Consider the following 13,224-nt stretch of genomic DNA (forward strand, 5'->3'; position numbering starts at 1 on the left):
TTTGCTTTATTATTCACCAAAGATTTTCTTGTGGTATACTTTATAAAAATCATCATCATTAGATAGTATTTTTCTAGCGCTATATATGGGATCCATAATTATTTTCTCACTTTCTGGCAAGTATAATTTAGCATAACCACCGTCACCATATTTTTCTCTTAAGTGAGATTTAACTCTATTGTATGTTTCTTCTTCATCTAAGTCAGGAAAGTGCTTTTTTGAATAGTTATAGCAACGTGTAATCATATCATCAATATCTGTGGTTCTATCAGCATCAGATATAATAAGTCCATATATATTTCTAGGTTTGTAGCTATTCGAAGCCCTATGATCTTCACAAGCATCACCCATTATAAATATTTCTTCAGGTGAGAACCAAGTTTCAAGTTTTTTGTCTTGAAGAAGGAGTTCTTTTGAGTGTATATGATGCTTAGCTCTATCAAACTTAAGACCAAGATCATGATATATAGCAACAGTTAAAACCATTGGAATTTTTACTGAATAATAACTTGAGAGCTTTAACGAAGACTTTATCACAGTCATAATGTGATTAATTCCATGTCCTTTGTCAAAAGATAGGTAATTATTTAGAACTTCATTAAATAAATAATTTATTAGAGTTTCTGGTACTGAAGACTCAATTATAGCAATATCTTCAGTTGATAGATGCAGATTTAAATCCTTAAGTGTATGCATTATTAAATCCTCCCGTTAAATCTATCTATAGTATATAATATAAATTAAGATATATCTATGTGAAAGGATGAGGTAAATAGCATGATTAAAAACATAATATTTGACTTAGGAAATGTTTTATTAGATTATAATCCAGTAGAATATTTAATGAATAAGGGAATAGAAAAGAATAAGGTTAAGGAATTGATTAATCAAGTATTTCTAAGTGAAGAATGGTCAATGCTTGATAGAGGAACAATCACTGAAGAAGAAGCAATTGATGTATTATGTAAAAGAAGTAAAGAAAACGAGGATTTAATAAGACTAGCTATGGATAATTGGTATGAGATTCTTACGCCAATAGAAGATTCGGTAGAAATATTAAAATCAGTTAAGGATGCAGGATATAAAACATATATACTATCAAATTTTCACCTAGTAGCACATGAAAATGTTACTAAGAAACATAACTTTTTTGAACATTTTGATGGAGGAGTATTTTCTTTTAAAGAAAAGCTTCTTAAGCCAGAGGAAGAAATTTATAAGCTAGTACTTGATAGATATAATATGAAAGCAGAGGAAACCATATTTATAGATGATACTGCAATTAATATTGAAGCAGCCAATAAGCTTGGAATTAATGGAATAGTGTTTAAAGGTGCAGAAGATTTAAGAGACGAGCTATCAAAATATGGAGTAAGCATTTAATATATTTATGAAGAGAAAAAGAAGAAGTCAGTACACAGGTGACTTCTTCTTTTTTATAATTAGCTACATCCGCTAGTAGATCCACAAGTCAAGCATAAGGAGCAGGTTCCATTAGGAACTATTTGCTCACTTCCACAATTACCACATTTAACTTTATGGTGTCCCTCTGGAATGACTTCTTCAGAAATAGCAGCTTCTTCAGGAATATTTTTCAGTTTATTTTCTAAGGATTTCGCATAATCAATTAATTCTTGATAAGTCATGGATTCAAGTTTCTTCTCTCCAGAATCTAAAGAAACATTTAAAGGTTGAGATACCTTTGAACCATCTCTATATAGGGCAATACATTTTACTCCTAGCTTCCAAGATTCTTCATGAACAGCTTTAAAATCTTCAACTGTAGCATCATTTGGCAAGTTTACAGTCTTAGAAATAGCTCCAGAAACAAATGGAGTTAAAGCAGCAACCATCTTAACATGACCTAATGGAGAAATAAATCTGTATCCTCCATGAGATTTGTTGGCTGTATCAAATATTGGATAATGAGCTTCCTTTAAGAATGGAGCATCTTCAATTCTGCCATTACCATCTATATAGGATATAATAGAATCCATCTCTTCTTTATTGTATCCCAAAGTTTCTAAAGCAGTTCTTATAGTAGTATTAACTAACTTCATATAGCCACCACCACTCAAGTTCTTCCACACTATATGAGAGAAGAATGGTTCGATAGAAGTAGTATCGCAATCCATTGCTAGTGCAATTGTTCCAGTAGGCGCGATTACAGTTACTTGAGCATTCCTATACCCAACTTCTTTTCCATGTGAGTATGCAAGTTCCCAAGAGCTTTTTAGGGTTTCAGATAAATCCTTTAAAGAAAGTTTATCTAGAAGGTCATGATCTACTTTTATAGGTGAATAATCTAATCCTTCAAAGTCATCCAGCATAGCACCTGCTGCTCTAGAATGATTTCTTATAACTCTTAACATATATTCTTTATTTATTTTAAACTTTGGAAAAGCTCCAGCCTTTTCTGCCATAAGAGAAGAAACATAATATGAATATCCAGTTACTATCCCCATAATAGCAGCTGATACATTTCTTCCTTCTTCACTATCATAAGGAATGGCCATTGCCATAAGGGTAGAGCCTGTGTTTGCAATACCAAGACCTGTGGTTCTAAACATAAAGGATTTTCTAGCAATTTCAGCAGTTGGGAATTGACCTTGATATATGGTGGTATCAAGTACAATTTGAATTAAAGCTGTTAAGTGTGTTAATCCTTCTAAGTCAAAAGTCTTTGTGTGTTCATCATAGAATTTTCGTATATTTATACTTGCTAAGTTACATGCTGTATCATCAAGAAAATGATACTCTGAGCATGGGTTTGAGGCATTTATTCTGTTGTGTTTTGCACCATATAACCCATCTTCTCCAGCAGGACAAGTGTGCCATGCGTTTATAATATCATCAAATTGAGGAGCTGGATCTGCACAATTCCAAGAACTTTCATTAAAGGTATTCCATAGTTCATTAACTGAAATCTCTTTATTTACACTCTCACTTTTTCTTCCTTTAAGGTAAATAGTATCATCATTCTTAGAAATAACTTTTCTCATGAATTTGTCAGAAAACCTTACTGAGTTATTTGCATTTTGGCCAGAAACAGTTTCATAAGCTTCCCCTTCAAAACTAATATCATATCCCATTTTACCTAAATCTCTTACTTTTTGTTCTTCTCTAGCTTTCCAAGTTATAAACTCCATTATTTCAGGATGGTCGTAATCTAAACATACCATTTTGGCAGCACGCCTTGTGGTTCCACCAGATTTTATAGCTCCTGCATTTCTATCAAGAACTTTTAGGAAGGACATTAATCCAGAAGATTTTCCACCTCCTGATAGAGGTTCATCTATTGCTCTGATGTTTGAAAAATTAGTACCTGTACCAGAACCTTGCTTAAAGAGTCTAGTTTCAGTAGTAATTAAATCAGTTATAGAGCGTGGTCCTAATAATGTATCATCTATGCCATTAATAAAGCAAGCAGATCCTTGAGTTCTAGTAAAGGCATCAGTAGATGGCATAACTTTGTCTAGTTTTTCATCATAATAAAAGTGTCCTTCTGAATCTTTATCTATTCCATAAGATAGCTTTAACCCAGTATTAAACCACTGAGGAGAATTAGGAGCCCACCTTTGGCTTAATATTCCGTAAGCTAGCTCATCATAAAATATTTGAGAATTATCTTTAGTTATTAAACCTTGTTCTAAAGCATATGTAGTCCAAAAGTTAACTAATCTATGGGTTATTTCTTTCATACTTCTTTCGTATCCATTACCATTAGGAACACCACTTTGTCTAAAGTATTTACTAGCTATGATGTTGCAGGCATTTTGAGAATAGAAATCAGGAAATTCTAAGTTATCTCGAGAAAAAATTAATTTATTTGTTTTGTAATCCAATATTTCAACTTTAACAGTTTTCCAATTGAATAAATCATATACTGTTTTGTTAGTCCCCTCTAAATCTTTAGTAAAATAACGTGATATAAGATTGTATAAGTGATTCATTTTAATCTCTCCTTTAAAAACAATAAGCCTATAAGTATATTCTAAACACAATATATTGTGGTATGCAATAATATAAATACTATATATGGGTAAAATAACCTAAGCTAGAATAGATAATCTTACTGTTTTCTAATTAATTTAAAGTTTTTCAAATTATAAATCATTTAATTTGATTTAAGTTATTTAACAATATATAATAGGTCTATGATAAGGTTAACATTTATAGAGGTGATGAAAAGTTGAGAAGAATAGATTTGATTTATGAAAAGTTAATAGAACTATATAATGGGGAAGGCGTTAGTGCTAGTGACATATCCTCTGCACTAGGACTTGATAGGGCCAATGTAAGTAGTGATTTAAATAAATTAAGTGAAGAAGGTAAAATAATAAAAATTAAAGGAAAGCCAGTACTTTTTACACCTCAGGAAGCAAATGAAGAAGAGAGTAGTCTTGATAAGTTTGCAAGCAAAAATGGTAGCCTTTTTTCAGCGGTTGAACAAGCAAAGGCAGCAATTCTATATCCGCCTAAAGGAATGAATATTTTAATTTTAGGAGATACCGGTGTAGGTAAATCCATGTTTGCAGGACTTATTCATAAGTATGCAATAGAAATGGAAAGTATGGGCAAGGATTCTCCCTTTATAACCTTTAACTGCGCAGATTATGCTAATAACCCTCAACTTCTTATAGGACAAATATTTGGAAGTAAAAAGGGAGCATATACTGGAGCAGACTCAGATAGAGTAGGGTTAATTGAAAAGGCTAATGGCGGAATATTATTTCTAGATGAAGTACATAGACTTCCACCAGAAGGACAGGAGATGTTCTTTACTTTTATGGATAAAGGAACATTTAGAAGACTAGGTGAAACAGAAACTGAAAGAAGCGCTAATGTTTTAATAATTTCAGCTACAACTGAGAATCCGGAATCAACTTTACTTAAGACCTTTACTAGAAGAATACCTATGATAATAAGAATTCCTAGTTTAAATGAGAGAAGTCTTGAGGAAAGATTTAATTTAATCTGTGAGTTTCTTAGAGAAGAATCCTTTAGACTTGATAAAACTATAATGGTATCAGTAAATTCTATGAAAGCACTATCTAGTTATAATTGTCCTAACAACATAGGTCAACTTAAAACAGATGTGCAGTTAGCTTGTGCAAAAGCATATGCTGATTATGTTTCTAGAAAGAAAAAAGAGATGAAGATAAATACTATGGAACTTCCTGTATATATAAGGCAAGGTTTGTATTCTGCAGTTGAGCATAGACAACTTTGGAATAAGTTAATAGGTATTAATAATAGATATTGTATATTTGATAATGATAGTGAACAGGTGCTTTTCCAAGAGGAGCAAGGTGAAGTAAGTATATACGATATGATTGACTTAAGAGTTCATGAACTAAAAAGCAGAGGAGTAGACAGCGAAGAACTTGAAAAAGAGATGGGAAGAGATATAGAAGAGTACTTCAATAACTATATTTATAGTGTTAATAAGAAAAGGGATATATCAAATCTTGAGAGCGTTATTGATAAAGAAGTAATTAATATAGTTCAACAAATCGTGTCATATTGTGAAGAGGGTTTAAATAGAACTTTAAGCGAAAAAATCTATTATGGAATGGCAGTTCATATTGCAAATTCTATTGAGAGAATTAGAAAAAATCAAAAAATTGTAAATCCTCAACTAAACACAGTAAGAACAGAATATAAAAAGGAATTCAATATAGCATTAAATTGTTTGAAGCTAATTGACAGAGTAATGGATATATCTATGCCTATAGATGAAGCTGCATTCTTAGCTATGTTTTTAGTTTATGATGATAGAAATGTTGAGAAGCAAGATAATGAGGTAAAAGTAATAGTTGTAGCTCATGGAGCATCTACTGCAACATCTATGGCAGATGCTACTAATAAGCTTTTGGGAGCAAACTATGCAATTGGAATAAATGCACCTATAGAAGAAAAGCCTCAAAAAGTTATTAATAGGCTTAAAACCTTTATTATTCAATCTAAAATTGAATCGGATATTCTATTTTTAGTGGATATGGGTTCACTAACAACTTTTGGAGGTGAATTACAGGAGGAGCTTGGAATAAGAACTAAGACGCTTCCACTTGTAAGTACATTACACGTAATTGAGGCTACAAGAAGAGCTATGCTTGGATATTCACTTGAGGAAGTATATGAGGAGACCTTGAAAGTTAATACATTATTAGAGGATGAGCCAGTTAAGTTAAAAGATATAGGTAATAAGAATGAAAGGCTTGCTATCATTACAGTTTGCACAACTGGGGAAGGTGGAGCTGTCACAATTAAAAATATATTATCAGAGAATCTGCATTTTGATAAGAAGTTAGTAGAGATATTACCTATAATGTATAGCAACAATAAAGAAATTGAAAGGAAGGTTAAGGAACTTTCAAAAGAATATAAGATAATTTGTATTATAAGCCCATTTAAAATTAATACTGAAATAATGCAGTTCGGTTTAGAAAGTGTGTTGAAGCTCGAAGACACTGAAATTATTCAGAGAGAAATTGATGTAGAGACCACCTATATAAAAATGGGTCAAACTTTGGAGAAACAATTAAAGAATGTTAGAGGAATAGAAGTGCTGGAAAGCATAAAGAATTTTAATAACACAATTATTGAATCCTTAAACCTAAAAATATCAACAAACATATTGATTGGGGAAACTTTTCATGTGGCATGCATGATAGATAGATTAAAAGAAGGTGGAGCAATTGAGCCTTTTAAGGAGAAAGAAAAATATATTAAAGGGAAAGAAGATGTATTTAGGACTATTAAAAGTAACAGTGCAATGCTTAACACAAAGTATTCTATTAAAATCTCAGATGATGATATATGCCGTATAATGAGTTTCTTCTATGAACTATAGAAATAAAATTCCTATTTGAATTAATCAAATAGGAATTTTTTTTATAAATAAATGTGTGTTGGCACGATAGTTGCTTATATTAATATCGAGAAAACAAATAACACGAAACAGATTGTTTTAGGGAAGGGTGAAGCAAATGGACTATCAAGATATAGTATTTCAAATTATAGTTAGTGGCGGAGATGCAAAAAGCTATGCAATGAGTGCCATAAGAGCAGCAAAAGAAGGACAAATTGATGAAGCAAAAAAACATTTGGAGAGTTGTGGTGAGGCGTTAGAGAAAGCACACAATATTCAAACAAGCCTAATACAGGATGAGGCAGCAGGAAATTCTAAAGAAGTTACTCTTCTTATGGTACATGCACAAGATCACTTTATGAATGCAATGACAGTAAGAGACTTAGCTCAAGAGATTATTGATGTGTATGAAGTTGTGTTAGAACTAAAAGAAAAAATAAATGTGTGTTAGCATAACAACACAGTCTTTGAAATAAACAACACACATCATAAAGGAGGTGAGTATGTGAAAACCCAAGAAGAAGTTTTAAATTCAATTCTAAATAAAAAACTTGTAGCTGTTGTTAGAGGTGAAAATTTAGAAGAAGGAAAAAATATTATCACAGCCTCAAAGGACGCAGGAATAACATCAATTGAAATTACTTATACCAATAAAGACGCATCCGAACTTATTAAACATTTTATTAATGATGAGGATTTGTGTGTCGGGGCAGGAACTGTGACTAATATTAAGATAGCAAAAGAAGCAATAGAAAGTGGAGCAACATTTATAGTAGGTCCAAACTTCGATGAAGAAATAGCAGAATACTGTAATAATAAAAAGGTAGTATATATTCCAGGGTGTATAACTCCTAGTGAAATAATTAATGCACAAAAATATAAGTGCGGCATGGTTAAAATATTCCCGGGAGATTTGGTAGGACCCAAATTTATAAAAGCAATTAAAACTCCTATTCCAAATGTTAAATACATGGTTACAGGTGGAGTAAACTTAGAAAATATGGAAGAGTGGATAAAGGCTGGAGCAGATGCCTTGGGTATAGGAAGTGTTTTAACTGAAAATACGAATCTCGAATACCACAACATAGTAAACAAAGCAAAAGCTTTCTGTAACAAGATTAAATAATTAATCAATGTGTTTTAAATGAGGTGAAGAAATGGAGAGATTCTTAGCTTTCGGAGAAGTATTAATAAGATATACCAATAAAGATAACAACATATATTCAAATGGAAATCTAGTGGAATACTTTTATGGGGGTTCTGAAGCAAATATTGCAGCAACACTTTCAGGACTTGGAGTTGAAACATCAATATTATCAGCTATTCCAAAGAACAATATGTGTGATGATATAGTTAGACATTTTAAAGGATTAGGTGTTAATACTAAATATATACTACGAAGTGGAGAAAAGATGGGCTTCTACTTTACAGAAAGAGGCACAGGGGTAAGAGGGGACTCTGTTATATATGACAGAAAAAACTCAGCCTTCTCAAAACTTACAGTAGAAGAGATAGATCCTCAAGAAGTCCTAAAAGATATTACCTGGTTTCATTTCAGCGGAATAACTGCAGCAGTAAGTGAAGGCGTAAGAGAAATACTAAAGAAATTAGTACTTAAGGCAAAAGATAATAAGATTACTATCTCTATGGATTTAAATTATAGGTCCAAAATGTGGGAAATTAAAGAAGCTAAGGATTTCTTAAGTGAAATAGCCCCATATGTAGATATTTGTTTTGGAATAGAACCAATAAAGGGATCAGATGATGATTATGATTTATTTAATAGAGATGAAGCAAGTGCACAGGATATCGAAGATAGAATGAAATTATTAAAAGACAGATATAAATTCAAATATATTTTCCATACAGAAAGAAAAAATGACTCGGAAAATAGCAATTCATATAAAGCTTATGCATATTCGGATAAACTTTATGAATCAAAAACACTTAAAACTAACATGATAGAGAGAGTTGGAAGTGGAGATGCATTTGTATCAGGAATAATCTATGGATTAATTAATAATTACTCACTTAAAGAAACAATAGATTTTGGGGTAGCAAGTGCAACTCTTAAATGTACTATCAAGGGAGATCACATGATTGTTTCGGAAAGCAGCATAAAAGAGATAGGCAATATGAAGATAGCGATTAATAGATAGAGGTGATTAGGTAATGTTGAATTCACAAGAAGTTAGATCAATAGCTCCAGAAATGGATTCATTAAGAATTGGAATGGGGATAAATAAAAGAGATCTTTCTAAACCTCAAGTGCTAATAGAAAGTACCTTCGGGAAAAGTCATCCAGGAAGCGTACACCTTAATAAATTAGTTGAAGTAGCAAAAAACAATTTTAATAAATTAGATGTTGAACCCTATGATTATTATGGAACAGATATATGCGATGGTCAGGCTCAAGGACATGATGGAATGAATTATTCGTTAGTGTCTAGAGAAATAATAGCCAACTTAATTGAGATACATTATAAAGCAACTCCTTTTGATGGTGGATTATTCATATCAAGTTGTGACAAAGGTCTACCTGCACATTTAGTTGCAATCGCAAGACTTAAAATTCCAGCGATAGTAATGCCAGGCGGAATAATGGGATCAGGGCCAGAACTTCTAACTCTAAATCAAATTGGAACCTACAGTGCAATGTTTAAAAGAGGAGAAATTACTGAAGAAAAATATAACTTTTATAAGGAAAATGCATGTCCGGGCTGTGGTGCATGTTCATTTATGGGAACAGCAGCTACAATGCAAACGTTGACTGAAGCATTAGGTCTCGCTTTACCGGGGTCAGCATTGCTTCCAGCAAGATCAAAGGTTATTGAAGAGTATGCAGTAAGATCTTCAGAAGCATTGATGACATTAATTGATAAAGGAATAACCTCAAAGGAAATATTAACAAAAGAGGCCTTTGAAAATGCAATAGTTGTTCATGCCGCAATTGGAGGATCAACCAATGCGATGCTTCATATTCCAGCGATTGCAAAGCAATTAGGCATTGAAATAACAGCAGATGATTTTGATAGAATACACAGAGAAGTACCTTATTTACTTAATGTAAGACCAAGTGGACACTGGCCAGCAGATTATATTTATCATAGTGGAGGAATACCTGCCATTATGAACAAGATAAAGAAACATCTAAACCTTGATGTTATAACGGTTACAGGAAAAACCTTAGGTGAAAATCTAGAGGAATTTAATGCAGAAAAAAGTTATCAAGTATTTACTTCAATGAACAAGAACGTTAAAGAAGATGAAGTTATCTTAAACGTAGACACACCAATTAATGAAAGTGGCTCTGTGTCAGTGTTAAGGGGGAATATAGCACCAGAAGGTTGTGTAATAAAACATTCAGCATTACCAAAGACTATGTGGAAAGTACAATTAACTGCTAGAGTATTTGACAGTGAAGAAGATGCATTTAATGCTGTAATAGAAAAACGTATTAAGCCAGGAGATGCAGTATTCATTAGATATGAAGGACCTCGTGGAAGTGGTATGCCAGAAATGTTTTATACAACAGAAGCAATCGCCTCCGACGAAAAGCTTAATTCAACAGTTGCTCTCATAACTGATGGAAGATTTTCAGGGGCAACAAGAGGGCCAGCAATAGGGCATGTGTCTCCAGAAGCAGCAAGCAGAGGTCCAATAGCAGTAGTTGAAGATGGAGATATAGTCGATATAAATATAGATGAAAGAAAAATAAATGTTGTTGGTATTAAAGGGAAGATACTATCTAAAGAAGAGGTAGTAGAAATATTTAATGACAGAATGAAAAACTTAAGAAAACATGAACAAAAATTTAAAGATGGAGTTTTAGGCTTATATACATCAAATGCCACATCAGGAATTGAAGGCGGAACGATTTATTAATAAGTGAAATATTAGGAGGGAAATATTAATGGGAAATAAATTTATTAACTTTTTAGAAGAGAAAGTAATGCCAGTAGCAGCTGTAATAGCTAACCAAAGACATATTAGAGCATTGCGTGATGGTTTGGCAATAACGATGCCACTTATCATCATAGGATCAATATTCATGATTTTAGGTAACGTACCAGTACCTGCATTCAATGATTTTATTAACGGTATATTCGGAAGTGGGTTTACTGCTAAGTTACTATATCCTACACGTGTAACTTTCGATATAGTTGGTATGCTTGCTGTATTCTCTGTATCTTATCAGATAGCAAAAGATCAGGATGTAGATGGTCTTTCAGCTGGAGCAGTTTCACTTGCAGCATTTTTATTACTAATTCCAGTACAAAATATTAATGCAAAATTAAGTGATGGTACAGCTTTAAACTTAGGTAAAACATGGCAAACAGCTAACATGGGAGCCGGCGGCTTACTAGTTGCAATATTCACAGCTATTATAGCTACAGAAATATTTGTATTTGTAATTAAAAAGAACTGGGTAGTTAAAATGCCAGAATCAGTTCCACCAGCAGTAGCAAAATCTTTCGCAGCAATTACACCAGGATTAATAATAATAACATTATTCTTCTTAATTCGTTTAGGATTTGAAGCTACTAAGTTCACAACAGTATTCTCATTTATAACTCAATTCGTTGGAGCTCCATTATCAAAAGTAGGATTATCCTTCGGAGGAATGATAGTTACAGTATTCTTATATATGTTCTTCTGGTCATTAGGTATACATGGTACTCGTGTTGTTTTCGGAGTTATGGATTCAGTTTTATTACCAGCAATGGATCAAAACAGAGCAGCATTAGAAGCAGGACAACATCTTCCAAACATTATTACAAAGCAATTCTATGATAACTTTGTTAATATCGGTGGATGTGGAGCAGCTATAGGTTTAGTTATAGCGATACTAATAGTTGGAAGATCTAAGCAGTTAAAGACATTAAGTAAATTAGCACTTGCACCAGCAATATTTAATATATCTGAACCAATAATATTTGGTGTTCCAATAGTTATGAACCCAATTATGATGATTCCATTTATATTATCAAACCTTTCAATTGCAATATTAACATATGTAGCAATGGCATTAAACCTTGTAAGCAGACCAGCAGGTATAGCTATTCCTTGGACAATTCCAGCACCAATATCTGGATTCCTAGCAACAAATGGTGACTGGAGAGCAATAATTCTTCAATTATTAGCAATAGCATTATCAGTAGTAATATACCTACCATTCGTAAAAGTTTGGGATAGACAAAAGGTTCATGAAGAAAATATGATAGATGAAGCTGAAGCTGAAGCAGTATAAGAAGTAAAGATATAAGTAGAAAGTGTATATAGTAGAAGAGGTGAGTAAGATGAAGATGGTATTTAGATGGTACGGTGAAGATGATCCTGTAACCCTAAAGTACATCAAACAAGTTCCTTGTATCTCTGGAATTGTGAGTGCACTATATAACGTACAGGTAGGAGAGAACTGGCCACTGAGTAAAATTGAAGAGCTTAAGAGAAGAGTAGAAAGTAAAGGCTTGGGTTTTGAAGTAATAGAAAGTGTGCCAGTTCATGAGGATATTAAATTAGGATTACCAACTAGAGATACGTATATAGAGAACTATAAGGAAACAATAAGGAATTTATCTAAAATGGGTATTAAAGTTATTTGTTATAATTTTATGCCGGTGTTTGATTGGACTAGAAGTCAATTAGATAAAGTTTTGGATGATGAATCTACAACCCTTGTTTACTATAAAGAGCAAATTAAAGATATGAACCCTTTAGATGGGAGCTTATCACTACCAGGGTGGGATTCCTCATATAAACTGGATGAATTACAAGACTTGTTTGAGAAGTATTCACATATTACAGAAGAAAAGTTATGGGAAAATCTTGAGTATTTCTTAAAACAAATAGTACCAGTTGCAGAACAAAATGATATAAAGATGGCAATACATCCAGATGACCCACCTTGGCCAATATTTGGATTGCCTAGGATAATAACTGGCGAAAAAGCACTAGAGAGACTTGTGAAGATATATGATAGTCCTAGTAATGGATTAACCATATGCACAGGATCCTTGGGAGCATCAAAAGATAATAATGTAGTTAAGATAATTGAGAAGTTTACACCTTTAGGAAAAGTACATTTTGTACATGCAAGAAATGTTAAACTATTAGAAGATGGAAGTTTCGAAGAATCAGCTCATTTATCAAATTGTGGGTCAATGGATATGACAGAGATATTAAAAGCTCTTTATGAAGGAGGTTTTACTGGATATATTAGACCAGACCACGGAAGAATGATATGGGGCGAAACAGGCAAGGCAGGATATGGACTATATGACAGAGCTTTAGGAGCAATGTATTTGACAGGAATATGGGAAGCAATAAAGAAGCAGAAATAGTAATTT

At 32.7% G+C, this 13,224-nt stretch carries 10 protein-coding genes; 8 read left to right on the forward strand and 2 right to left on the reverse strand.

Annotated features, from left to right (window positions below):
- Nucleotides 1–9 precede the first annotated feature (9 nt).
- Nucleotides 10–696, reverse strand: a complete 687-nt coding sequence (locus JK634_RS18315; protein ID WP_202769166.1) for an HD domain-containing protein — start codon at nucleotides 694–696, stop codon at nucleotides 10–12.
- 81 nt (nucleotides 697–777) lie between these two features.
- Here JK634_RS18315 and JK634_RS18320 point away from each other — a divergent pair, with 81 nt between their 5' ends.
- On the forward strand, nucleotides 778–1,383 hold the full coding sequence (locus tag JK634_RS18320; protein WP_202769167.1) for an HAD family hydrolase: 606 nt from the start codon (nucleotides 778–780) through the stop codon (nucleotides 1,381–1,383).
- A gap of 59 nt (nucleotides 1,384–1,442) precedes the next feature.
- On the opposite strand, the gene JK634_RS18325 is transcribed toward JK634_RS18320, so the two are convergent.
- Nucleotides 1,443–3,953 carry a vitamin B12-dependent ribonucleotide reductase gene (locus JK634_RS18325; RefSeq protein ID WP_202769168.1) on the reverse strand — a complete coding sequence of 837 codons (2,511 nt, stop codon included), beginning with the start codon at nucleotides 3,951–3,953 and terminating at the stop codon, nucleotides 1,443–1,445.
- Between the two features lie 239 nt (nucleotides 3,954–4,192).
- Between JK634_RS18325 and JK634_RS18330 the strand changes: the two genes are divergently transcribed.
- The 7 genes from JK634_RS18330 (at nucleotide 4,193) to uxuA (ending at nucleotide 13,218) form a co-directional block, all read left to right on the forward strand.
- A complete protein-coding gene (locus tag JK634_RS18330; RefSeq protein ID WP_202769169.1) occupies nucleotides 4,193–6,856 on the forward strand; it encodes a sigma-54-dependent transcriptional regulator in 2,664 nt (887 codons plus the stop codon).
- A 136-nt stretch (nucleotides 6,857–6,992) separates the two neighbouring features.
- Complete coding sequence (locus JK634_RS18335) at nucleotides 6,993–7,325, forward strand: PTS sugar transporter subunit IIA (protein WP_202769170.1); 333 nt, start codon at nucleotides 6,993–6,995, stop codon at nucleotides 7,323–7,325.
- 54 nt (nucleotides 7,326–7,379) lie between these two features.
- Nucleotides 7,380–8,000: a bifunctional 4-hydroxy-2-oxoglutarate aldolase/2-dehydro-3-deoxy-phosphogluconate aldolase gene (gene eda, locus JK634_RS18340; protein WP_202769171.1), complete on the forward strand. Its 621-nt coding sequence runs from the start codon at nucleotides 7,380–7,382 to the stop codon at nucleotides 7,998–8,000.
- Between the two features lie 31 nt (nucleotides 8,001–8,031).
- Complete coding sequence (locus JK634_RS18345) at nucleotides 8,032–9,033, forward strand: sugar kinase (protein ID WP_202769172.1); 1,002 nt, start codon at nucleotides 8,032–8,034, stop codon at nucleotides 9,031–9,033.
- Between the two features lie 13 nt (nucleotides 9,034–9,046).
- The gene (gene ilvD / locus JK634_RS18350; RefSeq protein WP_202769173.1) at nucleotides 9,047–10,759 is read left to right on the forward strand and encodes a dihydroxy-acid dehydratase; all 1,713 of its coding nucleotides are present in this window, start codon (nucleotides 9,047–9,049) and stop codon (nucleotides 10,757–10,759) included.
- Nucleotides 10,760–10,787: 28 nt separating this feature from the next.
- Complete coding sequence (gene celB, locus JK634_RS18355; protein WP_202769174.1) at nucleotides 10,788–12,125, forward strand: PTS cellobiose transporter subunit IIC; 1,338 nt, start codon at nucleotides 10,788–10,790, stop codon at nucleotides 12,123–12,125.
- A gap of 49 nt (nucleotides 12,126–12,174) precedes the next feature.
- Nucleotides 12,175–13,218: a mannonate dehydratase gene (uxuA, locus tag JK634_RS18360; protein WP_202769175.1), complete on the forward strand. Its 1,044-nt coding sequence runs from the start codon at nucleotides 12,175–12,177 to the stop codon at nucleotides 13,216–13,218.
- Nucleotides 13,219–13,224: the final 6 nt, after the last annotated feature.

Origin of the sequence: Clostridium paridis (genome assembly GCF_016765615.1) — a bacterium.
GTDB lineage: Bacteria > Bacillota > Clostridia > Clostridiales > Clostridiaceae > Clostridium_T > Clostridium_T paridis.

Bases quoted from the DNA above. Each gene is read 5' to 3' on its own strand.
- uxuA (WP_202769175.1), top strand. From the start codon at position 12,175: ATGAAGATGGTATTTAGATGGTACGGTGAAGATGATCCTGTAACCCTA.
- JK634_RS18320 (WP_202769167.1), top strand. From the start codon at position 778: ATGATTAAAAACATAATATTTGACTTAGGAAATGTTTTATTAGATTAT.
- JK634_RS18325 (WP_202769168.1), bottom strand. From the start codon at position 3,953: ATGAATCACTTATACAATCTTATATCACGTTATTTTACTAAAGATTTA.
- ilvD (WP_202769173.1), top strand. From the start codon at position 9,047: ATGTTGAATTCACAAGAAGTTAGATCAATAGCTCCAGAAATGGATTCA.
- JK634_RS18345 (WP_202769172.1), top strand. From the start codon at position 8,032: ATGGAGAGATTCTTAGCTTTCGGAGAAGTATTAATAAGATATACCAAT.
- JK634_RS18335 (WP_202769170.1), top strand. From the start codon at position 6,993: ATGGACTATCAAGATATAGTATTTCAAATTATAGTTAGTGGCGGAGAT.
- JK634_RS18315 (WP_202769166.1), bottom strand. From the start codon at position 696: ATGCATACACTTAAGGATTTAAATCTGCATCTATCAACTGAAGATATT.
- celB (WP_202769174.1), top strand. From the start codon at position 10,788: ATGGGAAATAAATTTATTAACTTTTTAGAAGAGAAAGTAATGCCAGTA.